This window comes from Streptomyces sp. NPDC002701, from assembly GCF_042889045.1.
Taxonomy (GTDB): Bacteria; Actinomycetota; Actinomycetes; order Streptomycetales; family Streptomycetaceae; genus Streptomyces.
Genome location: NZ_JBIAQL010000004.1, coordinates 310,212 through 331,983 on the forward strand (window position 1 = coordinate 310,212; position 21,772 = coordinate 331,983).

Genomic DNA, 21,772 nt, shown 5'->3' on the forward strand with positions numbered 1-21,772 from the left:
GACGTGTTCATGGAACAGCAGGTTGTCATCGCCGGAGGGGGTCCGGTCGGGCTCTGGCTCGCCGCCGAACTACGGCTGGGCGGGGTTTCCGTCACCGTCGTCGAGGAGCGAGCGGACATCGACCAGCGCTCCAAGGCCCTCACCATCCATCCGCGCACCATCGAGATCCTGGCCTCGCGCGGCGTGCACGAGCCCTTCCTCGCCGAGGGCCTGCCGGTCCCGGGCGGCCACTTCGCCATGCTCGACGACCGGCTCGACTTCCGGCTGCTGGAGACCCCGTTCCCGTACACCCTCGCTCTGCCCCAGGCCCGCACCGAGGAGCTGCTCCAGGAGCACGCGCTCGCGCTCGGCGCCACGGTCGTGCGCGGTCACAGGGTCACCGGGTTCACCGAGCACACGGAGGCGGTGACCGTGCAGGTGGACGGGCCGCACGGGCCGTACGAACTCAAGGCGGCGTTCATCATCGGCTGCGACGGCTCCCGCAGCACCGTGCGCACCGCCGCCGGCATCGACTTCGTCGGTACGCCCTCCACCGTCCTGGGCTGGATGGGCGACGTCACCCTTGACGGCCCGCCGCGGCCCGGGTTCAGCACCTTCGGGCGCCGGGGTGGGGTGATGGTCGCGCCGCTGCCCGATGGGCGGCACCGCGTGGTCGGTGTCAGCCCCGACAGCCTCACGACGGAATGGCCCGGCGATCTCACCCTGGAGGAGCTGCGGGTCAAGACCGTCGCCATCACGGGCGAGGACTTCGGGATGCGCGACCCGGTCTGGCTCTCCCGCTTCGGTAACGCCACCCGGTTGGCCGCCCAGTACCGGCGAGGTCAGGTCCTGCTTGCCGGTGACGCCGCCCACCAGCACTTCCCGGCGGGTGGCGTCGGGATGAACGTCGGCATCCAGGACGCGCACAACCTCGGCTGGAAACTGGCCGCCACCCTCCGCGGCTGGGCTCCTGACCACCTGCTCGACAGCTACCACACCGAGCGCCACCCGATAGGCGCCCAGCTGATGGAACACAGCCGCGCCCAGACCGCCCTGATGACGTCCTTCACGGCCGAAAGCCTCGACCTGCGCTCCCTGTTCAGCGGTCTGATCGCCACTCAGCCGGCACTCAACAAGGCCCTGTCCGAACGTCTCACCGCGCTCGCCGTCAGCTACCCCACGCTGGATCCGACAGCCCACCCGCTCACCGGCACCCGCGCCCCCGACCTGGCCTTCACCGGCTCCCAGAACCACCTGTTCTCCCGGTTGCGCCCGGACAGCCACCTCCTGCTCGATCTGACGGCGGGCGTCCTGGCGAACCGGACGCGGCCGGGGCTCGCGGTGCACACGGCAACCCTCGACCAGCCCCCGGCCGTATGGGCCACCGTGCGCGCCGCCCTCATCCGCCCCGACGGGCACGTCGCCTGGGCCGGCACCGATGAGGACAACACCGCACTGTCCGCCGCCGCGGACCGCGCACTCGCCGCCACCCACCGCACTGCGGCCCGCTGACCGCACCCCGCCGCTCGGGCGTCTGACGTACGAGGCCAATGATGATCGTGGTTGCAGCCACCGGCAGGGATCACCACTTATCCGGTCATGAGCCACCGGCTCCGTATCGGACCTAGGGCCCCCAGTCCGCTGGGGCCACCTACGGCTGATCGGACGTCGGGGCACTCGCGCGTTCACGAGGGGACCTTCCGGCTGGTACGAGTGCGAGACCAAGGGCTACAGGCCCACGTCGCGGCTGCGGATGTCGTCCAAGGACTCCCGCCGGACCATGAGGCGAGCGTGGCCGTCGCGTACGGCGGCCACAGGTGGGCGGCCGACCAGGTTGTAGCCGGAGGCCATGGACAGGTGGTACGCGCCGGCCACGGGTACGGCGAGCAGGTCCCCGGGGTGCACGTCGCCGGGCAGATCGACGTCGGAGGCCAGAACATCGCCTGCCTCGCAGTGGCGACCCACCACGGTCACCCGAGTCGGGGCCGCGGTGCTGTGCCGACCGACGAGGCGAGGTGCGTAACGCACGCCGTACAAGGCGGGGCGCGGGTTGTCGCTCATGCCGCCGTCCACGGCCACGAACACGTGCTCACCCGTGTGCTTGACGGCCAGCACGTGGTAGAGGGCGACGCCTGCCGGGCCGGCGATCGCCCGGCCCGGTTCGATGATCAGGCGGGGCTCGGGCAGTCCGGCCGTGGCACAGGTATCGGCGAGTTCCGCCCGGATTCTGCGGGCCAGGGTCGTCAGGTCAAGGCTCTGTTCGCCTGGGCGGTAGGCGATGCCGTGTCCACCGCCGAGGTCGAGTTCAGGCAGGACCAGGCCGTGCTGCTCGTACAGGCGCATCATCAGGCCGACCATGCGCCGCACAGCGACGAGATACGGCTCGACACTGGTGATCTGGGAGCCGAGATGGCAGTGCAGGCCGGTCAGTTGCAACTGCGGCTGGTCCAGGATGCGTGTGATGGCGTGCTGGGCGGAGCCGTCGGCGATCGACAGGCCGAACTTCTGGTCGTCCGTACCGGTACGGATCTTGTCGTGGCCGCCCGCGCTGATGCCGGGCACCACGCGGACCATGACCTTCTGGTGCCCGTTCGGGCCCACGGCGGCCGCCAGCCGCGCGATCTCCGAGGGACTGTCGATGACGATGCGGCCCACGCCCAGGCGCAGGGCGGTGTCGAGATCACGCGGCGCTTTGGCGTTGCCGTGCAGCACCATCCGATCCGGCGGGAAGCCGGTGGTGACGGCAAGTTCGAGTTCGCCGGCGGAGCAGACGTCCAGACCGAGGCCCTCCTCATCCACCCAGTGCGCCATGGCCCGGCACAGGAACGCCTTGGCGGCGTAGAGGACCTCGGCGTCGGGGAAAGAATGCCGATAGGTGCGACAGCGTTCGCGGACCTCGGCCTCGTCGAGGACGTAGACGGGGGTGCCGAAGCGGCCGGCGACCTCCGTCAGGGGTACGCCGCCCACGGCAATGTCGCCGTGGACGAGTTCTGTGGTGGAAGCGGGCCATACCGATAGCTCGGTCCTGGCCACACTGGGCTCGGATGCGTTGACGACGGTCATGGCGTGCGTCCCCTCTCAGCCGACACGCAGCGCGGGTGCGGGCACGAATTCGGCAGGCCCCGCCGCAGCCGGGGCGGCTGCCGGAGCGGTGAACTGCGGGTCCACCGTGACGAGAGTGACGCCCAGCGGCGCGATCAGCGTGCGCAGCGCGAACTCGCCGAGACGGATCCACGGCTGATCGCCGCCGAGGGTGGCAGCAAGCCTGAGCTCGGAGGTGAAGCCGACGGCTGTGCGCCGGCCGAGGGGGGTACGGAAGAGCCGGGTCGTGCATCCGCAAGGGCCCGGCCGGACCGGGACGTACAGGGGTCCGGCCGGGAAGCGTTCGGAGGGCTCGGGGTCCTCGCCGAACAGCAGCTCTTTCATGGGGTTCTCCTCAAGGCCGCGACGTGCGCAGGAGCGTGTGTGGACAGGTGTCCGGAGTCCCGGGGCGCCTGGAGGCGCACCGGGGCACGCTGTCGACGCTAAACCTCGCGTGCCTTGACCAGGGCACCCCTGACGAGACGCTGACGGCGACGCGGACAATGTTGACGAGCCGCTGACGCGCTCACCGGGCCGGTCTGAAGACGGTGGTCGTGGTCGGAGGCGTCGGGCGCGCGATGGCAGCAGGCAAAGAGGCCCACCGGTCCTGTCGCGGGAGGCATTCAGACGGTCAGGCACCGGCCGCGACAGCGATCTGTGGCCACACGACCGCTGCGACTCGTCAGATCCTCAGTCTCGGTGCCCGTCGGTCGGTGCCTTCAGCAGTCGCTCCAGTTCATGTTGTCGCACGGCCTGAGTGCATCCAGTACGCGAGTCATGCTCCGCTGTGCTCCGCTTGTCGATGCACCGCGCCGGACACCGCGGGCTGACTGGCCGACCTGATCAGACCTGATCCAAAAAAACGCCCTGGCTCCAGGCGGCTCGGACGGTGGCTCCGGCCGGTGCGGTGAGTTGTGCCATCAGACCGGCGAAGTCCTCGAGGTGCCAGGTGGTGACAATTCTGTTGTCCCGAACCTGGTGGATGTCCATCGTTCGCATCTCGATCCGCCGGCCGGTGGGCTCGTGCCCCATGAAGGCACCCTGGTGCGTGCCACTGACCGTGTTCCTCACGGCGACCCGGTCATCTCCCACCACAAGGTCCTCGTGCTCGACGGAGTAGTCGGGCATGGCCCGGCGGAACAGCGCGATCTGAGCCGCCATCCCCGCCCGTCCCTGCTCCTGACCGGGCGCGAGAGGGATGTCGACCCAGTTGTCGGCGAGGATCTCACCGTAGATCGCGGTGTCACCGGTGCGGAACGGCTCGTAGAAAGCGCGGACGACGTCGGTGATGCCCGCGTCCGGACGGATGCCGGAGCCGGAGCCGGACACGGCAGACGCGCCTGGCCGGTTCTGAGTGCTCATCAGGAAGAGTCCTTGTTCTGGGTGCAACGGGGCGAAGAGGCAGAAGCAGTGAAGGTGGTGACAGGAGGCGAAAAGGGGTCCGTCGTGGCCCGCGTTTTCGCTAGACCAGCGCGAGGACCATCCCTGCGGCGACAAGGACCAGGGCAGTGACCCCGTGGACGCCCAGCGCGTGGGCGAGTGTGCCGCCGTTCCTTCGGACGATGACGGCGTCTCCGACGGGGGTGATCGCCGCCGCGACCAGGGCCCAGCCGAAGGCGTGGGAACCGGCGGCGGCGAGGACCACGAGCGGCACGATGCCGGAGGTGATGTCGCGGACCCCCTTGATGCTCGTCAAGGCGCGCAGGCTGTCTTCGGGAACCCCGAATCCGGCCATGGCGACACGGGGAGCCAGCAGGAAACGGCCGCCGATGAACATGATGAGGACACAGCCGAGGAGCGCGATCACAAGAGCGGCAATCGTCATGGGGGAACCTTTCCGAGGTTAGATAACGAGGTTTTATAACGACGTTAGCATACGATGCGTCATGTGGCATCGCCGTACCTCGAAGAGGGGTCACACCACCGGCGAGACGTCACGCCAGGTCATTCGAGTCGCAGCCGAGTTCTATCGATGTTACGTAACCGTGCTATCGTTGGACCATGTCTCCCAGGCCGGCTCCGGACCTCGATCTGAGGCGGGAGCAGATCGTCCGCGCCACACGCGACCTCGCCGAGTCCGACGGCTGGGCCACCGTGACGATGCGCCGGGTCGCCTCCGAACTCGGCGTCACGCAACCGGTGCTCTACTCGGTCTTCACCGGCCGGCAAGCACTCATCGACGCGGTGGCGCTCGACGGCTTCACCGCCATCGCCGTGGCGCTGGAAGCGGTCGAACCCGAGCCGATGGCGCGCATGCGCACCTATCTCGAGTTCGCCGTCACACAACCGCGCGTCTACGAAGCGATGTTCTCGATGCCTTCAGGACTGGCGTTCGGTGCCGGTGATGGCCCCGAACCCCTTCGGCGCGCCTTCGCGGCCATCAGCGCGGCCTTCCCGGACTCCGACGACACCAGGGCGGAGGTCGCCTGGGCAACCGTGCACGGCCTGGCCGCCCTCCAGAACAGCGGCCGCCAGCCGGCGGCACGCGCGCAGACCCGGCTGGAACTCGCCCACCAGATGCTCACCCGGTGACGAGCTGGTGCGTGACATTTCGGGGGGGGGTGCGGGTGTGAGGACCCAGCCGACCGAAGCCGCCGGCGCCGGCCTGGCGGTCGTCCAGACCGGCTGGCGGCGGGGCGACGTCACCCAGGGATGCCGAGCGGCGGGTGCTCGAGCACGCGGGGCTTGTACTCGACCAGCTGGATGCGGCCGTCGAAGGTGCGGTGCTCGATCATTTCGAGGGCAACGTCCGGATAGCCGTCGTAGATGCGTTCTTCGCCCGTGGCCCCGGTGATCACCGGGAACATCACGACCCGGAAGCGGTCGACGAGTCCGGCTCGTAGCAGGGACCGGCACAGGCTGAGGCTGCCGATCGTGCTGAGGAGCCCCGAGCCACTCGACTTCATGGCGCGGACCGTCTCGACGGCGTCGTCGCGGACGAGTGTGGAGTTGGTCCACGTCAGTGGCTCCTCGAGCGAGGAGGAGAACACCACCTTGGACGCTTGCGTGAGTTCGTCGACGGACGCCTCCTCTTCGGGCCTGAACTCGTCCTGGCCAGCCGGGACCTCGCCTGCGGCGAAGCCCGACATCAGGCGGTAGGTGTTCGCTCCCATCAGGTAGGTGGCCTCTGGCTGCTTGCCGAGCCATGCGAGGTACTCCGGGCCCTCGAGGCCCCAGAACCCGGGCCATCCCTCTCCCGATGCGTAACCGTCGAGAGAGGTGATGAAGTCGACGAGAAGCTCCGACATGGCAGTGTCCTTTCCTGAGGTGTCACGAGCTTGGACCGGCCCGGAGCCACAAACTCATCGGCCGCGCTGGGGAGTACCGAGAAAACTCATGACACGCCTCAGCTCAACCCCACCCGCGAACGCACTTCCGTGAGTACGGCCCCTCCGTTCGACGGCGAACCGTACAGGTGGCGTTGCGACCCCGCAGAGGCTGTCTGGGGCAGTGGACGCCAGCAGGGTCCTACCCGCTGGGAACTTCGCATCGCAGGATTCTTCTACCGTGTTCCGGCCGCACCCCGTGGTGGGTTCACGCGCTCGAGCTTGGTCCAGCCGGTCCAGCCCCGCTTTGTCAGCAGTTCGATCAGCCGACGGGCCGGCGGCAGGGTGTCGAACACGTGCGTGTCCAGCAGCTCGGCGAACGGCGGCTCGATGCCGGTGTCATCGACGTAGGACTCGCCCTGCTCGTTGGCCATCTGCGTGATGTAGACGGCCAAGCTGTCGGCCAGTTCGACCAGGCGTGGGTCGTCGTCGGTGCGGTCGAGAGCTCTGCTCAGCGTGAGATAGAAGTCGATGACCCGCGGGTCGGCGATCTGCTCCCGCTTGCGTTCCATCCACTCCGGGACCCGCTCGGGTGTGCGCGCGGCCAGCGGGATCCAGCCGTCGCGCTCGACCTGGACGATCCGTTCGTCAACCCCGAGCGCCCGCAGCCGGTCAAGGTGATCGACCACCTCCTGGGGCAGTGCCAGGCTGTCCCCGGCGGCGAGGCGGGCGATCCGCTCGCGGTGCCCCTGCCGCTCCCGGATCTCCGCCCGCAGCCGCTTGTCGATGTCTGCGACCGCCGCGGCGAACTCCTCCCCGTCGGCCTGTAGCAGCTCCCTCACGCGCGCCAGGGGGACCCCGGCCCCGGCGAGGGTCCGGATCCTGACCAACTCGAACACGGCGCCGGCGCCGTACCTTCGATAGCCGGAGTGGTCCCGCTCCGGCTCCGGCAGGAGCCCCTTGGCGTGATAGTGCCGCACCGCGCGCACCGTCACTCCGGCATACGACGCCAGCTCGCCGATGGTCAGCATCACACCAGTCTCCTAGTTCGCAGCCCGGGTCCGGTAGAGACGCCGTGACCAGAGGTAGCCGACCAGTCCGATCACCACGCACCAGCCGATGGCCCAGAGCCCGTCCGAACCGTCGGGCGAGCCGGCCAGCAGACCGCGGAAGGCATCGATGATCGGCGTGAACGGCTGGTACTGCGCGAACCACCGCAGCCCGGTCGGCATCGACTCGACCGGCACGAACCCGCTGCCCACGAACGGCAGCATGATGAAAATCATCGGCCAGTTGCTCGCGGCCTCCGGGTTGGGACTGGCCAGCCCCAGCGCCACGGTGAACCAGGTCATCGCGAACGACAACAGCGCGAGCAGACCGATCAGACCCAGCCACTGCATCGCCGAGGCAGCGGTCTCCAGACCGAGCCAGAACGCGACGCCGAAGACCGTCGCGAGTGCCAGCGCAGTCTGGATCATCGCGCCCAGGACGTGGCCGGTCAGCACCGAGACCTTCGCGATGGCCATGGTCCGGAACCGGTCGGTGATCCCGCCTGACATGTCGGTGGCGACCGAGACAGCCGTGCTGATGGACACGCTCGCCACCGCCATCACCAGGATCCCGGGAGTGATGAACGTCAGGTAGTCGCCGCGGTCCCCCGCCGGGGCTCCAGTCAGGCCGACGCCCATCGTGCCGCCGAAGACGTGGACGAACAACAGCAGGAACAGCAGTGGCAGGCCGATCAGCATCAGCGTCTGCGACGGGTACCGGGCCATGTGCTTCAGGTTGCGGCGCAGCATGGTCGCCGAATCGCGGACGGCATACGTCGCGGTGTTCATGCCGACACCTCCTCGGGAGACTCGTCGGCGGTGGAGTGGTCGGTGAGAGCCAGGAACACGTCGTCCAGGTCCGCAGTGTGCACGGCGAGCCCGGTGACCGCATCGTCGTCGACCTCGGCCAACAGCCGTCGCAGCGTGGTGAGACTCCCGTCATGCGGCAGGGACAGGGTCAGCGCCGCGGCGTTCGGGCTCGCCCCGGGGAACCGGCGTGCCAACTCGGCCAGCCGTTCACGGTCGGCCGCCTGCAACTCGACGTGACCGCCGGGGACCAGGCGCTTCAGCTCGGCCGCGGTGCCCTCGGCGATCAGGCGGCCCCCGTCGAGCACACCGATCCGGTCGGCGAGCTGGTCGGCCTCCTCCAGATACTGGGTGGTGAGGAAGACGGTGGCCCCGTCGGCCACCAGCTCCCGCACGATGTCCCACAGGTCACGGCGGCTGCGCGGGTCGAGGCCGGTGGTCGGCTCGTCGAGGAAGATCAGCCGCGGTCCTGCGACCAGGGTCATGGCCAGGTCCAGCCGCCGCTTCGTACCGCCGGAGTACGTCACCGCGCGTCGGTCGGCGGCCTCAGTCAGGTGAAACCGCTCCAGCAGTTGCTCCACCACGCTCTTCGCACGGCTCCGGTGGAGGTGACCCAGGTCGGCCATCAGCCGCAGGTTTTCCCGCCCGGTCAGTAACTCGTCCACGGCGGAGAACTGCCCGGTCACTCCGATCGACGCACGCACCTGGTCCGCCTCGCGGCGTACGTCGTATCCGGCGACCCGAGCCTCACCGGCGTCCGCAGGCAGCAGAGTGGACAGGATCCGGACTGTGGTGGTCTTGCCGGCCCCGTTGGGTCCGAGCAGGGCGTAGACGGTGCCTGCGGGGACGGTCAGGTCGACTTCGGCCACCACCTCGTGGTCACCGTACGACTTGCGTAGCCCGGCGACCTCGATGGCATGGGTTCTCGTCGTCATGCCGACCATCCTGAGAGGTTGCCCCTGCGTCAGGGTCAACTGTTGCGGCTACGTGGCATCGCACCCCCGAGACGTCGGCCTCTGCCTCACACCGGCCAGTCGGCTGTCGCACCAGCACGCCGAGTACCCGGTGACACGTCGCCGAGAAGCACGGCCACCCCGTGATCAATTCCTTCCCGGCGAGGTCAGCCGGTGCCGGTGCAGCGGACGGGCCCCGTCGTCGGAGAGCAGATGGGCTCTGCTGGTCAATCCGCCCCACGAGCGCCCCAACTCCTCGTGCCCATCTGCTTCTTCACGAGCCCCGCCCTCTTTTGCGGATTGTCAGCCGGAGCCTTGCGGGGCGCCACACCTTTCCGCCGGTGCGTGGGCGTCAGGCACCGGGTTCCTCCTGGAGGGCCCGTACCTCGATCCTGCTGCGCAGCGCCCGCGATGCCTGCTTGGCCCATTCGATCGCGACGTCGTCGCTCTCGGCCTGGATGATCCAGAAGCCGCCGAGGTACTCATCGGCCTTGGCGAACGGGCCCGGTGTGAGTACAGGGCTGTCTCCGGAGTAGTCCACCGTGGTCGCGGTCGACGGTGGCTGCATGCCTCCTGCGGTCACGAACGCGCCCGCCTCCTGAACGGCGGTGTCGAACGCGCCGACCGCGGCCATGACCTCCTGCAGTTCCGCGGGGTCCATGCTCTCCATCGTCGGCTCCTCGGCGGAGTCGTGCGGGAGGCTCAGGAAGTACTTCGTCATCGTCGTCTCCTCGTCCTACGGCCGGTGACCGTTGTCTGATGACCGAAACGCTAGGCGGGGCTCGCCTCTGACGTATCAGTCATCGTGACTGGTGTCCGGGGACCGACGACCGGCGTCGGTCACGGAACGAGGTGGGCCAGTTCGGCACGCCCGGTGACGCCGAGTTTCGGGTACGCCTTGTACAGGTGGTGGCCGACGGTTCGTGGGCTGAGGAAGAGCTGTGCGGCGATCTCCTTGTTGGTGTGACCGTCGGCGGCCAGCCGTACGACCTGCAGCTCCTGCGGGGTCAACAGGGTGAGCGGGCCGCTGTGTTGTGGCTCGTCGCCCCGCTCGCCGAAGGCGGCCAGTTCGCCGCGCGCACGCTCGGCCCAGAGCTGTGCACCGAGGCGCTCGAACGCGGACACCGCCGCCGCGAGATGGCCGCGCGCCTCCGCACGGCCACGATGGCGCCGCAGCCATTCGCCGTAGACCAGCTGGGTGCGGGCGTGCTCATAGGGCCCGCCGTGCCGTTCGTGGAGCCGCAGTGCCTCGGCGTACAGCGCGTCGGCGTCGTCGTGGGCCAGCAAGGCCCAGCACCGCAGGGCGAGCCCGGTGGCCACCGGGCGGTCGACGTGCTCAGCCCAGTGCCGGAAAACCCCCAGGGCTGCTTGTCGGCGAACTCGGGCATGACGTGACGATCGCCCGGAATCCATGCCGTTGCCGTACTCGCTCTCAGCCGAGTACGAACGGGATCCTGGCAGCCAGCGGCCCCAGCGCCGTCGTCTCCGCCGGCGTCGGGGCCCGGCGTCCCGTCCCGACCAGCAGCGCGTCCGTGTCGGAGAACGACGCCGGGAACGGCGCCCCGGCGATCCTCTCCAGCGCCGCGCGGGCGGCCGCGCGGGGCTCGGCGGGCGGTTCGGTGGCCTTGGGCAGGTGCGCGATGAGGTCGAGGTGATGCAGCGTCGACTCCATGACGTACGCGGAGAGGTACTCGGAGACCGTCAGCACCTCGTCGCGGGTGCTCACTCGCGCGTCCTGGTCGGCGAGTTCGGCGGCGCGCCCGGCGGCGGAGCCGACGTCGTCGAAGTGGAACCTCAGCAACTCCGGCTCGCCGTACGCGGCGGCCAGCCGGGGGATCAGCGCGTCGAGCGGGTCCTGGCCGGTCGGGGGCGCGACCAGGTGCCAGTAGGTGACCGAGTCGATGGTCGGTTCGGTGTCGGCGGGCGTCACCAGCGTGATCAGGACGTCCTGGGCGTCGATGATCAGATGGCACACCAGGTCCCGCACGAGCCAGCCGGCGCAGCCTGACGGCCGTTCCCAGTCCTCGTCGGAGAGGCCGTCGACGGCCGCGCGCAAGGCCGTCCAAGAGCGCATGAAGAGGTCCACTCCGGCACGGTAGTGCGGCACAGGAGCGGCGGGCAACCAGAGGTTGCCCCCGGTTCCGCTCCGCAAGGCCCGAGGGTCAGCGACTGCCCTGCTCACCGTTGCCCGGCGTGTCTCAGGGGTAGCTGGAGCGACGAACGCTGTTTCGACCGTCGTCGGATACGCCTGGGGCTTTCCGTGGTCGGCCGGTTCCCGGTCGATGCCGGACAGGTCGGGACTCCACCCCTCGCGACGGGTTGATCAGTCCTGCGTCACGTTCGCCGCGGTCACGTTCTCGATCACGTGGCCGAGTTTGGTCTTGGCCCGGGTGAGGTCCTGGATGCGTGCGGCGATGCGGTCGCGTTCGACGATGAGCTGGTCGAGCATGGCGGGGGTCGCGACGCCGGTGCTCACGCACGGCAGGAGTTCGACGACGGTACGGCTGGAGAGGCCGGCCGCGAAGAGGTCCTGGATGAGCTGGACCCGCTCCAGGGCTTCGTCGGGATAGTCACGCTGCCCACCGGACGTCCGCGCCGATTCCAGGAGCCGTTGTTCCTCGTAGTAGCGCAGGGCCCGCACGCTGACCCCCGACCGCCTGGCGAGCTGTCCGATGCGCATGACGCAGATCGCTCCCTTCCCGCTCGTACCTCACTTCGACGTCAGGTTCAGGCTAGCAATGTCGGCTCCGGTGGCGGCCTCTGGGGTGAGCGAACCGTTGCCGGTGCCGAGATCGACCAGGACCCGGTGACGGACTCATGGGTGGCCGCGCCTCCCCTCCCCCGGCCGGGCGACAGTCGCGGCTTGCATCTCACGTCAACGTCAGGTTCTAAGGTGACGAGCGTCCGACGGACACGTCATTTCAACCCGTCAAAGTAAGGCAGACCACTATGCGCGCAGCGCGGTTCCACGAATACGGCGGAGCGGAGAACCTGGTGATCGAGCAGGTCCCCGACCCCCACCCCGGGCCCGGTGAGATTCGGGTCCGCGTCGCGGCGGCCAGCGTCAACCCCATCGACTGGAAGCTGCGCTCCGGCGCCCTGCAGCAGATCTTCCCCGTGGATCTGCCCGACATTCCCGGGCGCGACGGCGCCGGTGTGGTCGACGAGATCGGCGACGGGGTGCAGGGGGTGAGCATCGGCGACCGGGTCTTCGGGCTGGGCGGTGTCACCGGCGCGACCGCTGAGTTGTTCATCCTCTCGGCCTGGGCGCACACGCCCGCCACGTGGAGCGACGAGCAGGCCGCGGGCGCCGGTCTCGCGTCCGTGACCGCGATGCGTGGGCTCGACGCGCTCGGCCCCCTCGCGGGGCGCACCCTCCTCGTCGAGGGCGCCGCCGGAGGCGTGGGCAGCGCGGCGGTCGAGATCGCCGTGGCACGAGGTGTCGGCACGGTGATCGGGACAGCCAGCGAACGCAACCACGAGTTCCTCACCTCACTCGGCGCCGTTCCCACCACCTACGGTCTCGGCCTCGCACAGCGCCTCACCACCCTCGCTCCGCAGCGTGTCGATGTCGTGCTCGACACCGCGGGTTCCGGCTCCCTGGACGACCTCGTCACGATCGCGGGCGACCCGAAGCGCGTCGCGACGGTCGCCGACCACGCGGGCGGGCAGCGCCTGGGCACGCATGTGGCCGCCGCGGTGAACGACTCCGCTCTCCTGTCGGTGGCGGCGGAACTGGGCGGGCAAGGCCGCTACACACCCAGTATCGAACAGGTCTACCCCCTGGAGCGGATCGCCGACGCCCACGCGCACGCCGAGCGCGGACGCACCCGAGGAAAGATCGTGATCCGCATCTGAGGAGGCTGATCCATATCTGAACTGGCCCACGAGAAGGGTCACTTGCGACGTGCGGTCCTACGTGGCGAGCGTGCCCTCGAACGGTGCCGGCGAGCGGGCGGTCCGGAGCGGACCGATCTTCATAGCCCCGCCCACGGCCTGTCGGCGCACAGATCTGCATCCCCCGTCACCTTCTGCCGTTCGATTGTCCGGAGCCCGCCGCCAGCCCTTCCGGACAATGCCCGCGGTTTGGACTCTGGTGTCTGCCTCGGACCAGATGGAGCCACACGAGCCCCACCACTGAAGCGGACACGGACAACGGGCACGGGAGGAAGCGACATGCCGGCACCCGGACGAGGGGCTGCTCGCAGCAACGGGCGTTTCAGACGACGAAGGACAGCCCCCCAACCGGCGGGCGTCGGCGACGCAGAACGTTCCCACACCAGCGCACTCTGCTCGGCCGACCTGCCACGCGACACCGGCGCACTTCGCATCCTGGACACCGCGGCGGCTCACCACGCCGCCCAGTGAGCCGTCGCGGAGCGGGGTCATGGCGTGATCGGTGTCTCGGCGGGTTTTTGGAGGGTACGGCAGGTGATCGCCGCGTGGAGGGTGGGCAGGTCGGTGGGGCGGGTGGCGTCGAGGCCGGTGAGTCCGGTGATCTTGCGGAGTCGGTAGAGCACGGTGTTGGGGTGGACGTTGAGGCACCGGGACCGGGACCGGGACCGGGACCGACTGAGCCCTCGCACGCGGGGCCGACAGTACGCGACCCAAGGACACCGTCCGCACCCTCGATGGCAGCCCGGCGCCCACCCGTTGGATGTCCCCGGCGGCCCGGGGCCGGATCCGTGGCGTCAGCGCAGTGACTGAACGGCGTAAATGGCCCCGAAGGCCGCGGCCAGGGTGCCGAGCAGCAGGCGCAGGGCGGTCTCGGGCAGGCGGGACTGCAGGTGCGCCCCGAGGTAGCCACCGACCAGCCCGCCCACGCCGCAGGCCAGCCCGAGGGGCCAGTCGGGGCCGACGTCCCCGGAGCCGGTCAGGGACAGCAGCGCGAAGGTCGCGGCGCCGGCGACGGACGTGACGAAGGTGGAGGCGAGGGCTGCCGGGGCGACCTGGCTCACGGGCATGCCCCGGCCGACCAGGACGGGACCGAGGACGGAGCCGCCGCCGATTCCGTAGATCCCGCCGATGATGCCGACGGCCAGGCCCAGGCCGGTGACGGTGCGAGGGGAGGGCTCCGCCGCCGGGGCGGGCAGGGCGGGCCGGAGGGAGCGGGCGATCAGCCAGAGGCCGAGTGGCATCAGCAGTCCGGCGACGAGCAGGCGGAAGACAGCGGGACCGGGGACGGCGAAGACCCGGACCACGGCTCCGATGACCACTCCGGGCAGGGTGCCGATCACCAGGCGGCGGGACAGCGGACTGTTCAGCAGGCCCGCTCGCCGGTAGCGCAACAGGGCACCGGGCCCGGCCACCACGTTGTACAACAGGTTGGTGGGAGTGACCGCCGGACTGGGCACGCCGAACACGCTCAACTGCACCGGCAGCAGGAACACCGCACCCGACACCCCGACGGGCGCGGTCACCACAGCGATCGTCAGACCGACGGCCAGCCCGTACAGTTCCACCGACCCCGCCACCTCACCTACCGGTCCCTGGGCGCAGGACGCCTCCTTCAGTCCTCGTTCGCGGCCGAGTACGCCGGCTGCCGTGCCTGGTTCCGGAACTGTGCGGGCGATGAGCCGACCACGCGGCGGAACGCGGTGCTGAACGCGCTCTCGGACAGGTAGCCCGTGGCCCGTGCGAGCTCCGAGATCGACAGAGAGTCGCGGGCGAGGGCGTCGCGCGCGAGACTCATGCGCCATTGGATCAGGTACTCCAGCGGCGGGACCCCGACGTGGCTCTTGAACGCCTGGGCGAACGCGGAACGCGACATGTGGCTGATCTCGGCGAGCTCCTTGAGGCTCCAGGAGCGGGCCACGTCCGCGTGCACGGCACGCAGGGCGGCACCGATGCCGTCCTCGTTCAGGGCGCCCAGCCAGCCGGTGGGCCGGTCCGTCCGACCGGCGTGCGCACGCAGCATGTGCACGAGCAGGATCTGCGCGAGGTGGTTCTGCACCAGCGGGCCGCCCGCGGCGGCGGCCCCGACCTCGGTGGCCAGGAGATCGATCAGCTGCGCGAGCCGCCTGCCATGAGGATCGGCCACGCGGACGATCACGAGCGGCGGCAGAAGATCCGTCAGGAGGCCCGCGTTCCTGTCGTCGAACGCGATGTGCCCGACGCAGAGATAGAGGCTCTCCTCGGACTCCGGGCCGATCCGCACGAACCCGTCCTCGGCACCCGCCAGCACCTCCTCCGCGTGGCGCGGGCTCGCGTCGGGCGTGCCGGCCAGCACGTAGGGCGGCGGGTTGCCCAGCATGAAGGTGTCACCCTCCCGCAGGAGCACCGGCTCGTGCCCTTCGAGGATCAACCAGCACGTGCCGCGCACGAGGCCCCCGACCCGCACGTGCAGGAACGTGTCGAAGCGCAGGGCCCACTCCCCCGCGGCCAGGAGACTCGGCCCGATCACCGTGCGGGGCCGGAGCAGGCCGATCGCGTCAGCCACAGGGTCCCGAAATCCCAGCACCGACGACACCTCCTGGACGATACGTAAAGAATGACGGACGCTGCATCATGGATAGTATCCGCGATCTCCCGCAGTATCGAGGTCGAGGGATCGGCCACGAGAAAGTGATGGAGACACCGACATGGGACAGCTGGAAGGAAAGACGGCGGTCGTCACCGGGGGCAGCAGCGGTATCGGTCTGGCCAGCGCCGTACGGCTGGCGGACGAGGGTGCGTACGTGTTCGTCACCGGGCGGCGCGAGGCCGAACTGGAGGCCGCCGTCAAGACCATCGGAACGGACCGGGCCACCGCGGTCGTCGGCGACATCGCGAAGCCGGCGGACCTGGACCGGCTCTACGAGGCGGTCCGGGCGCGAGGCCGGAAGCTGGACGTGCTCGTGGCGAACGCGGCGACCGGTTCGTTCATGACGCTGGAACAGACCACCGAGGAGCACTTCGACCAGACCTTCGCGGTCAACACCCGGGGCACGCTGTTCACCGTGCAGAAGGCGCTGCCGCTGCTCGACGACGGAGCCTCGATCGTCCTGGTCGGTTCGACGGCCGCTGACCGCGGGATGGAGGCGTTCGGCGCGTACGCGGCGTCGAAGGCGGCCGTCCGCTCCTTCGCGCGGACGTGGTCCACCGAGCTCAAGGGCCGTGGCATCCGGGTCAACGTCGTCTCGCCGGCCTGGATCGAGACGCCCGGGGGCACCGCCGCCTTCGGCGACGAGGAGACCGCCCGGGCCATCAGGGAGCAGGTCGCCGCGACCGTGCCCAAGGGCCGCATGGGCCTGCCCGAGGAGGCCGCCGCGGTCGTGGCCTTCCTGGCCTCGGAACAGAGCAGCTACGTCGTCGGTGCGAACATCTACGTCGACGGCGGCGAGAACCAGACCTGACCGCCCTCACCCGGACCGGGCCACGGCCGGCTCATCGCCGTCGCCACTCTTCCGCGAGGAGCTGGTAGGAGCGCACCCGGTCGGCGTGGTCGTGGGTGATGGTGGTGATGATCAGCTCGTCCGCGTCGGTGGCTTCCTGCAGTTGTTCGAGCTGATCGGCGACACGCCCCGGGGAGCCGACGAACTGGGTGTCGACGCGGTCGGCGACCAGGGCCCGGTCGGCTTCGGTCCAGGGGTGGGCGCGGGCCTGCTCCGGAGTCGGGAAGGGGATGGCGCCCTCGGCGGTGCGGATGCTGCGGACCCACGGGCCGTAGCCGGTGGCCAGTTCGCGGGCGGTCGCGTCGTCCTCGGCGACGACGACGTCGGCGGAGACGCTGACGTAGGGCTTGTCGAGGTTGTCGGACGGCTGGAACGCGGCGCGGTAGCCCTCGGCCGCCTCCAGCACGGTGGCCGGGCTGACGTGGTAATTGGCCGCGAAACGCAGGCCGTTGCGGCCCGCGACGTCGGCGCTCTGTCCGCCGCTGCTGCCGAGGATCCATATCTGCACCTCGGCGCCCTCGCCGGGGACCGCGTGTGCTTCGGTCCCGTCCGAGGCGCGGTGATCGCCGCGCAGGAGGGCGAGGATGTCGTCGATCTGCTCGCCGTAGAACAGCTCGTAGCTCTCGGCGTTGCGGTCCCACTGGTCCTCGGGCGTGACGTGGAACAGCTCTCGCTGGGCGGTGCCGTTGCCCTTGCCGATGATCAGGTCGAGACGGCCCGCCGACAGGTGATCCAGGGTCGCGTAGTCCTCGTACGCGCGTACCGGGTCGAGCAGGCTGAGGGTGGTGACGGCGGTGAACAGCCGGATCCGGGAGGTGAGCGCAGCGATGTGGCTCAGCACGACCGGTGGCGAGGAGGAGATGAACGGGCGCTCATGGCGTTCGCCCACGCCGAAGCCGTCGAATCCGAGTTCCTCGGCCAGCAGCGCGTTGTCGATCACCTCGCGGAAGCGCTCGTTGGTGGACTTCTGGACGCCGGTCACCGGATCCGGGGCGTGCACGATGAGAGTGATGGCCAGGAACTTCACGACGCCGCCCGCCGGGTCTCCGGCTGCGCGCCGGCGTCGGGGTGTGCCAGGCCGAGGTGGTCGCGGAGCGTGCTGCCCGTGTAGTCGTGGCGGAACACACCGCGTTCCTGGAGCAGCGGGACGACGGTGTCGGCGAACCCGTCCAGGCCGCCGGGGGTGATGTGCGGGACCAGGATGAAGCCGTCCGCCGCGTCCGTCTGGACGAAGGCGTCGATGGTCTCGGCGACGGTGGCCGGGGAACCGACGAACGACTGGCGTCCGGTGGTCTCGATGACCAGCTCCCGGATCGACAGGTTCTCCGCGGCGGCGCGCTCGCGCCACTCCCTGGCGACGGCGAGCGGGTCGCGGAACATCCGGACGCTGGCCCGGCCGCGGGCGATGGTGTTCTCGCCGGGGTCCGGGTCGATGTCGGGGAGCGGCCCGTCCGGGTCGTAGGCGGAGAGGTCCCGGTTCCAGACGTGTTCGAGGAACTTGATCGCGGTCTGGCCGCTGACCTGTTGGCGTCGTATCTCGTGCGCTAGCTCCTGCGCCTCGCCGTCGGTGTCTCCGAGTACGAAGGTCGCCGCGGGGAGGATGAGCAGCTGGTCGTGGGTCCGGCCGTGGCGGGTCAGACGCCCCTTGACGTCGGCGTAGAAGTCGCGGCCCGCCTCCAGGGTGCTGTGCCGGCTGAAGATGGCGTCGGCGCTGGAGGCGGCGAACTCACGCCCCTCGTCGGAGTCACCGGCCTGGAAGATCACCGGGCGGCCCTGCGGGCTGCGCGGGACGTTGAACCGACCGGCGATGTCGAAGTGCTGTCCTCGGTGGACGAAGGCTCCGGCCTGAGCGTCCTTCAGGAAGATGCCGGACTCCTGATCGGCGACGATCTCGTCGCCGTGCCAGGAGTCGAACAGCTCGGTGGCGGTGGACAGGAACTCCTTCGCCCTGGAGTAGCGCTGCTCCTGCGGGAGGAAGCCGCCGCGCCGGAAGTTCTCGCCGGTGAAGGCGTCCCAGGAGGTGACGACGTTCCAGGCGGCGCGCCCGCCGGAGAGGTGGTCCAGGCCGGCGAACTGGCGGGCCACCTCGTAGGGCTCGTTGAAGGTGGAGTTGATGGTGCCGGTCAGGCCGATGTGTTCGGTGACGGCGGCCAGCGCGGACAGGACGGTGAAGGTGTCGGGCCGCCCCACCACGTCCAAGTCGTAGATCTGGCCGCCCTGTTCGCGCAGCCGCAGCCCCTCGGCGAGGAACAGGAAGTCGAACTTGGCCCGTTCGGCGGTCCGTGCGAAGTGCGCGAACGAGCTGAACTCGATGTGGCTGCCCGCCTGCGGGTCGCTCCACACGGTGGTGTTGTTGACGCCGGGGAAATGGGCCGCGAGATGGATCTGCTTCGGGGGCCTGCCCGTGGCCGTCTTGCTCGTGGCCTGCGTGCCGGTGCTCGGCGTGCCGTCGGTCGGCTTGCTCATGGTCGTACGACTCCTCCGGCTTCAGGCAGCGGCGTAGCGGTTGGCGGGGCGGGCGAGGCCGAGCAGCCCGCGCAGGGTGTCCGCCTCGTAGGTGTGCCGGAAGGCGCCTCGGCGCTGGAGTTCGGGCACCAGGCCCCGCGTGACCTGCTCCAGGTCGTGACCGATCGCTCCGGGACGCAGCCGGAAGCCGCTGAGGCCGGCCCGGCGCCACTCCAGCAGGAGGTCCGCCAGCTGCCCTGGGGTACCCGTGAACACTTCGGCGTCGCTCGTGTACGGGTCGCCGGCGAGGTCGTCGAGACGGGCCTTGCGGTCCTCCGCCGCCGGGGAGTCGTCGTCCAGGAACACGACCAGGTCACCGAAGACGTGCAGTGGCTCCTCCGCCCGCCCCGCCTCGGCCTGGGCGGCACGGATCTCCGCGACGGCGGCGCGGGCCTGGCCGGTGTCGTGCGGGGTGACGTAACCGATGTCGGCCGAGCGGCCCACCAGTCGGTACGGGACGCTCTGGTGCGCGAGCGCGCTGACGACGGGCTGTCCCTGCGGCGGCCGAGGGGTGATCGAGGGTCCCTTGACGCTGAAGTGCCTGCCCACGAAGTCGATGTGGTGCAGCTTGTCGCGGTCGATGAACCGCCCGGTGGCGACATCGCGGATCTCCGCGTCGTCCTCCCAGCTGTCCCACAGGCGGCGCACCACCTCGACGTAGTCTGCGGCCTCGTCGAAGAGCTCAGCGATCAGCTCGCGGCCGTCCGGGGTGTCCCGGTCGTCGAAGCGGAGACGGGGGAAGGTCCGGCGGCCGAAGTGCGCGGCCTCGTTCTGCCGTGCCGACACCTGGACGCGCAGGCCCGCGCGACCGGCGCTGACGTAGTCCAGGGTGGCGATCGCCTTGGAGATGTGGAACGGCTCGGTGTGGGTGGCGACCACGGTCGGCACCAACCCGATGTGCCGCGTCAGCGGTGCGACCCGGGCGGCGACGAGCACCGCGTCCAGCCGGCCCCGCACCTGGTCGGTGCGCTCGTCCGGCTCCGTGGGGTGCGAGGACTGCGGCCCGAGGGAGTCCTCGAACGTCACGAAGTCGAGCAGGCCGCGTTCGGCCTCGGCCACGAGGTCGGCCCAGTGGCCGGCGGTGAACAGGGCGTCGGGCCGGGCGCCCGGCTCGCGCCATGCGGCCGGGTGCCAGCCGGTGCCGTCCAGCGCCACAGCAAGGTGAAGAGGGGGAGGTACAGACACGAAAAGGGTGCCTTCCTGGTCGACCGTATGTGATCACCGGCCCTCGTCCGGAGGGCCCAGCGGCGAAGGATCAGGTCAGGGACAACAGAGAGCGCCGGCCACCCGTCGCAGGTCGATGTGGGGCCGGGAGTACGGGCGGACGCAGCCACGCGTGGCGCCGGCCCCGGCAGCCGGGACGAGCACGCGGGGAACGGGGGACGACACCGTCACCTCCGCTCTTCCGGCCGCTTGTCCTGCTTCGAGACGGGCCCTGCCGTGCTCCCGCCTGCAGGGCCCGTGTAGTCGCAGGTTAGGCGGATCCGGACGGACGAAGGTGGAGGGCGTGTTGCGGTTCCATGAAACCGTCCGGACACCGCTGGGCGGGCAGGTCGGCTGCCCCGTCCATGATGTGCACGGACCAGTCCAGGATCTGCACCGCAGCACCTGCGGCCTCCAGTCCCTGGCAGTGGGCATGGTGCCGACGGGCGATGCCGTCCAGGTCGAGGTGGGTGCCGAAGGCGGGGTGGGCGGCCAGTCGCCGTGCATAGGCCCACAGGTGCGGATGGCCGGCGATGTGGTGGACCGCGGCGGCGTCCAGATGCAGCCGGTGCACGGTGTCGAGTTGCACCAGGGTCACCCACAACTGCACGTCCGCGGCGGTCAGTTCGTCGCCCAGGACGAATTCCTGCTGGGCGAGCCGCCACTCCAATGAGTTCAGCACGCGGAGCAGGGAACCGAGGGCGGTCTGCCGTGTCGTGGCGTCGGCGCCGGGCTGCCCGGCGTCCTGTGCGGCTTCGTTGACGCGGTACTCGCAGAGGCGTCCGACGGCTTCGATCTCCTCTTCCGCGCCCTGTGGGTGGAGGTTGGGCCGGTCGGCGCCGTCACCACCGAAGTGCCTGGCCAGGTCCCGCAGGATGCCCGGCGTGTGCGTGCTGACGATCCGCCCCGTCCAGTCGTCGCTCAGCACCGGTGCGGCGGCCGGACCGGGATGCCGGTGCGAACTGGCCTCGTACAACGGGCGCAGAGCGGAGTGACCGCCGTCGGGGCTGTCGGGCACGGACGGCAGCAGCGCCAGCGGGAGGGTCTCTTCCAGGCCGAGCAGGCTGTGGGTGATGGCGATCCGCAGACAGTGGGGGCAGGACAGCGAGAGGTGGAGGCGGTAACGGCGCGGCACGGCGTAGTGGCCACTCCTCGCGTCACAGCCGATCCTGCCCCGGAACGACGGCGCGGAGGGGAGGGACGGCACGGTGGGCAGGGGTGCGGCGGGCATGTGTCTCCCTGGATCCGGGTTCCGGCTTCTGGTTCTCAGAGGCGCGCAGGGCGGCGCACGTGGGGTGAGGGCGCGCGGCGGCGTCGGCGCGTACCCGTACCCGGCGGGGATGCGGTGCCGAGGGGCACCGCCGGTGTCATCGCAGCGGGTTCGCCGCGCTGCAGACACGCAGGAGATCGATGTGACGGCGGGAGGTCAGCAGGAGAGGCTTCCGTCCGGCGCACACGGCGCCGTCGGCGAGCGGCTCCGGACACTCCATGATTTCCCGCCAGTTCACTAGGAATCTCTGCTTCGGAGTGTCAGGCGCTCGTCGTGCCACGTCAAG

General features: G+C 70.1%; 24 protein-coding genes. 4 read left to right on the plus strand and 20 right to left on the minus strand.

Annotated features, from left to right (window positions below; translation table 11 throughout):
- Positions 1–9: 9 nt before the first annotated feature.
- Positions 10–1,491 (plus strand): FAD-dependent monooxygenase, encoded by a 1,482-nt coding sequence (locus ACFYXC_RS13965; RefSeq protein WP_389550760.1) that lies wholly within the window; start codon positions 10–12, stop codon positions 1,489–1,491.
- Between the two features lie 216 nt (positions 1,492–1,707).
- Here the strand turns inward: ACFYXC_RS13965 and lysA are convergent, their stop codons facing one another.
- The 4 genes from lysA to ACFYXC_RS13985 form a co-directional block, all read right to left on the minus strand.
- Complete coding sequence (gene lysA, locus ACFYXC_RS13970; RefSeq protein ID WP_389550763.1) at positions 1,708–3,042, minus strand: diaminopimelate decarboxylase; 1,335 nt, start codon at positions 3,040–3,042, stop codon at positions 1,708–1,710.
- A gap of 15 nt (positions 3,043–3,057) precedes the next feature.
- Entirely contained in the window at positions 3,058–3,405 is a 348-nt protein-coding gene (locus ACFYXC_RS13975; RefSeq protein ID WP_389550766.1) for an SAV_915 family protein, read from the minus strand.
- Between the two features lie 498 nt (positions 3,406–3,903).
- A complete protein-coding gene (locus tag ACFYXC_RS13980) occupies positions 3,904–4,422 on the minus strand; it encodes an ester cyclase (RefSeq protein ID WP_389550768.1) in 519 nt (172 codons plus the stop codon).
- A gap of 100 nt (positions 4,423–4,522) precedes the next feature.
- Positions 4,523–4,885, minus strand: coding sequence for a DUF4267 domain-containing protein (locus ACFYXC_RS13985; RefSeq protein ID WP_389550771.1), 363 nt, complete (start codon positions 4,883–4,885; stop codon positions 4,523–4,525).
- A 176-nt stretch (positions 4,886–5,061) separates the two neighbouring features.
- Here ACFYXC_RS13985 and ACFYXC_RS13990 point away from each other — a divergent pair, with 176 nt between their 5' ends.
- A complete protein-coding gene (locus tag ACFYXC_RS13990; protein WP_389550773.1) occupies positions 5,062–5,592 on the plus strand; it encodes a TetR/AcrR family transcriptional regulator in 531 nt (176 codons plus the stop codon).
- Between the two features lie 110 nt (positions 5,593–5,702).
- On the opposite strand, the gene ACFYXC_RS13995 is transcribed toward ACFYXC_RS13990, so the two are convergent.
- From ACFYXC_RS13995 to ACFYXC_RS14030, 8 genes are all read right to left on the minus strand, one after another.
- Positions 5,703–6,308, minus strand: coding sequence for a dihydrofolate reductase family protein (locus tag ACFYXC_RS13995; RefSeq protein ID WP_389550775.1), 606 nt, complete (start codon positions 6,306–6,308; stop codon positions 5,703–5,705).
- A gap of 254 nt (positions 6,309–6,562) precedes the next feature.
- The gene (locus tag ACFYXC_RS14000; RefSeq protein ID WP_389551644.1) at positions 6,563–7,357 is read right to left on the minus strand and encodes a MerR family transcriptional regulator; all 795 of its coding nucleotides are present in this window, start codon (positions 7,355–7,357) and stop codon (positions 6,563–6,565) included.
- A gap of 12 nt (positions 7,358–7,369) precedes the next feature.
- Positions 7,370–8,164, minus strand: coding sequence for an ABC transporter permease (locus ACFYXC_RS14005; protein ID WP_389550778.1), 795 nt, complete (start codon positions 8,162–8,164; stop codon positions 7,370–7,372).
- On the minus strand, positions 8,161–9,117 hold the full coding sequence (locus ACFYXC_RS14010; RefSeq protein WP_389550781.1) for an ATP-binding cassette domain-containing protein: 957 nt from the start codon (positions 9,115–9,117) through the stop codon (positions 8,161–8,163). Before ACFYXC_RS14010 ends, ACFYXC_RS14005 begins: the two co-directional genes overlap by 4 nt.
- A gap of 370 nt (positions 9,118–9,487) precedes the next feature.
- On the minus strand, positions 9,488–9,856 hold the full coding sequence (locus tag ACFYXC_RS14015; protein WP_389550784.1) for a YciI family protein: 369 nt from the start codon (positions 9,854–9,856) through the stop codon (positions 9,488–9,490).
- 119 nt (positions 9,857–9,975) lie between these two features.
- Entirely contained in the window at positions 9,976–10,455 is a 480-nt protein-coding gene (locus tag ACFYXC_RS14020; protein ID WP_389550786.1) for a LuxR C-terminal-related transcriptional regulator, read from the minus strand.
- Between the two features lie 112 nt (positions 10,456–10,567).
- Entirely contained in the window at positions 10,568–11,221 is a 654-nt protein-coding gene (locus ACFYXC_RS14025; protein WP_389550789.1) for a maleylpyruvate isomerase N-terminal domain-containing protein, read from the minus strand.
- A 237-nt stretch (positions 11,222–11,458) separates the two neighbouring features.
- Positions 11,459–11,815: a MerR family transcriptional regulator gene (locus tag ACFYXC_RS14030; RefSeq protein WP_389550792.1), complete on the minus strand. Its 357-nt coding sequence runs from the start codon at positions 11,813–11,815 to the stop codon at positions 11,459–11,461.
- Positions 11,816–12,084: 269 nt separating this feature from the next.
- Here ACFYXC_RS14030 and ACFYXC_RS14035 point away from each other — a divergent pair, with 269 nt between their 5' ends.
- The gene (locus tag ACFYXC_RS14035) at positions 12,085–12,993 is read left to right on the plus strand and encodes an NADP-dependent oxidoreductase (protein WP_389550795.1); all 909 of its coding nucleotides are present in this window, start codon (positions 12,085–12,087) and stop codon (positions 12,991–12,993) included.
- Positions 12,994–13,520: 527 nt separating this feature from the next.
- On the opposite strand, the gene ACFYXC_RS14040 is transcribed toward ACFYXC_RS14035, so the two are convergent.
- From ACFYXC_RS14040 to ACFYXC_RS14050, 3 genes are all read right to left on the minus strand, one after another.
- Positions 13,521–13,721, minus strand: coding sequence for a helix-turn-helix domain-containing protein (locus ACFYXC_RS14040; RefSeq protein ID WP_389550798.1), 201 nt, complete (start codon positions 13,719–13,721; stop codon positions 13,521–13,523).
- Positions 13,722–13,826: 105 nt separating this feature from the next.
- Entirely contained in the window at positions 13,827–14,591 is a 765-nt protein-coding gene (locus tag ACFYXC_RS14045) for a sulfite exporter TauE/SafE family protein (RefSeq protein ID WP_389551647.1), read from the minus strand.
- Between the two features lie 53 nt (positions 14,592–14,644).
- Positions 14,645–15,574: an AraC family transcriptional regulator gene (locus ACFYXC_RS14050; protein WP_389550801.1), complete on the minus strand. Its 930-nt coding sequence runs from the start codon at positions 15,572–15,574 to the stop codon at positions 14,645–14,647.
- 142 nt (positions 15,575–15,716) lie between these two features.
- Between ACFYXC_RS14050 and ACFYXC_RS14055 the strand changes: the two genes are divergently transcribed.
- The gene (locus tag ACFYXC_RS14055) at positions 15,717–16,469 is read left to right on the plus strand and encodes an SDR family NAD(P)-dependent oxidoreductase (protein ID WP_389550804.1); all 753 of its coding nucleotides are present in this window, start codon (positions 15,717–15,719) and stop codon (positions 16,467–16,469) included.
- Positions 16,470–16,500: 31 nt separating this feature from the next.
- Here ACFYXC_RS14055 and ACFYXC_RS14060 read toward each other — a convergent pair whose 3' ends face one another.
- From ACFYXC_RS14060 to ACFYXC_RS14080, 5 genes are all read right to left on the minus strand, one after another.
- Positions 16,501–17,535 (minus strand): MsnO8 family LLM class oxidoreductase, encoded by a 1,035-nt coding sequence (locus ACFYXC_RS14060; RefSeq protein ID WP_389550807.1) that lies wholly within the window; start codon positions 17,533–17,535, stop codon positions 16,501–16,503.
- On the minus strand, positions 17,532–18,974 hold the full coding sequence (locus ACFYXC_RS14065) for an NtaA/DmoA family FMN-dependent monooxygenase (protein WP_389550810.1): 1,443 nt from the start codon (positions 18,972–18,974) through the stop codon (positions 17,532–17,534). The genes ACFYXC_RS14060 and ACFYXC_RS14065 overlap by 4 nt, the downstream gene beginning before the upstream one ends.
- Before the next feature lie 21 nt (positions 18,975–18,995).
- A complete protein-coding gene (locus tag ACFYXC_RS14070) occupies positions 18,996–20,198 on the minus strand; it encodes an LLM class flavin-dependent oxidoreductase (protein WP_389550813.1) in 1,203 nt (400 codons plus the stop codon).
- Positions 20,199–20,273: 75 nt separating this feature from the next.
- On the minus strand, positions 20,274–20,408 hold the full coding sequence (locus tag ACFYXC_RS14075) for a putative leader peptide (protein WP_389550815.1): 135 nt from the start codon (positions 20,406–20,408) through the stop codon (positions 20,274–20,276).
- A gap of 79 nt (positions 20,409–20,487) precedes the next feature.
- The gene (locus ACFYXC_RS14080; protein WP_389550818.1) at positions 20,488–21,447 is read right to left on the minus strand and encodes a glutathione S-transferase C-terminal domain-containing protein; all 960 of its coding nucleotides are present in this window, start codon (positions 21,445–21,447) and stop codon (positions 20,488–20,490) included.
- Between the last annotated feature and the right edge of the window lie 325 nt (positions 21,448–21,772).

Bases quoted from the DNA above. Each gene is read 5' to 3' on its own strand.
- ACFYXC_RS14005 (WP_389550778.1), bottom strand. From the start codon at position 8,164: ATGAACACCGCGACGTATGCCGTCCGCGATTCGGCGACCATGCTGCGC.
- ACFYXC_RS14015 (WP_389550784.1), bottom strand. From the start codon at position 9,856: ATGACGAAGTACTTCCTGAGCCTCCCGCACGACTCCGCCGAGGAGCCG.
- ACFYXC_RS13975 (WP_389550766.1), bottom strand. From the start codon at position 3,405: ATGAAAGAGCTGCTGTTCGGCGAGGACCCCGAGCCCTCCGAACGCTTC.
- ACFYXC_RS14080 (WP_389550818.1), bottom strand. From the start codon at position 21,447: ATGCCCGCCGCACCCCTGCCCACCGTGCCGTCCCTCCCCTCCGCGCCG.
- ACFYXC_RS14030 (WP_389550792.1), bottom strand. From the start codon at position 11,815: ATGCGCATCGGACAGCTCGCCAGGCGGTCGGGGGTCAGCGTGCGGGCC.
- ACFYXC_RS13980 (WP_389550768.1), bottom strand. From the start codon at position 4,422: ATGAGCACTCAGAACCGGCCAGGCGCGTCTGCCGTGTCCGGCTCCGGC.
- ACFYXC_RS14035 (WP_389550795.1), top strand. From the start codon at position 12,085: ATGCGCGCAGCGCGGTTCCACGAATACGGCGGAGCGGAGAACCTGGTG.
- ACFYXC_RS13985 (WP_389550771.1), bottom strand. From the start codon at position 4,885: ATGACGATTGCCGCTCTTGTGATCGCGCTCCTCGGCTGTGTCCTCATC.
- ACFYXC_RS14055 (WP_389550804.1), top strand. From the start codon at position 15,717: ATGGGACAGCTGGAAGGAAAGACGGCGGTCGTCACCGGGGGCAGCAGC.
- lysA (WP_389550763.1), bottom strand. From the start codon at position 3,042: ATGACCGTCGTCAACGCATCCGAGCCCAGTGTGGCCAGGACCGAGCTA.
- ACFYXC_RS14000 (WP_389551644.1), bottom strand. From the start codon at position 7,357: ATGCTGACCATCGGCGAGCTGGCGTCGTATGCCGGAGTGACGGTGCGC.
- ACFYXC_RS14065 (WP_389550810.1), bottom strand. From the start codon at position 18,974: ATGAGCAAGCCGACCGACGGCACGCCGAGCACCGGCACGCAGGCCACG.
- ACFYXC_RS13995 (WP_389550775.1), bottom strand. From the start codon at position 6,308: ATGTCGGAGCTTCTCGTCGACTTCATCACCTCTCTCGACGGTTACGCA.
- ACFYXC_RS13965 (WP_389550760.1), top strand. From the start codon at position 10: ATGGAACAGCAGGTTGTCATCGCCGGAGGGGGTCCGGTCGGGCTCTGG.
- ACFYXC_RS13990 (WP_389550773.1), top strand. From the start codon at position 5,062: ATGTCTCCCAGGCCGGCTCCGGACCTCGATCTGAGGCGGGAGCAGATC.
- ACFYXC_RS14010 (WP_389550781.1), bottom strand. From the start codon at position 9,117: ATGACGACGAGAACCCATGCCATCGAGGTCGCCGGGCTACGCAAGTCG.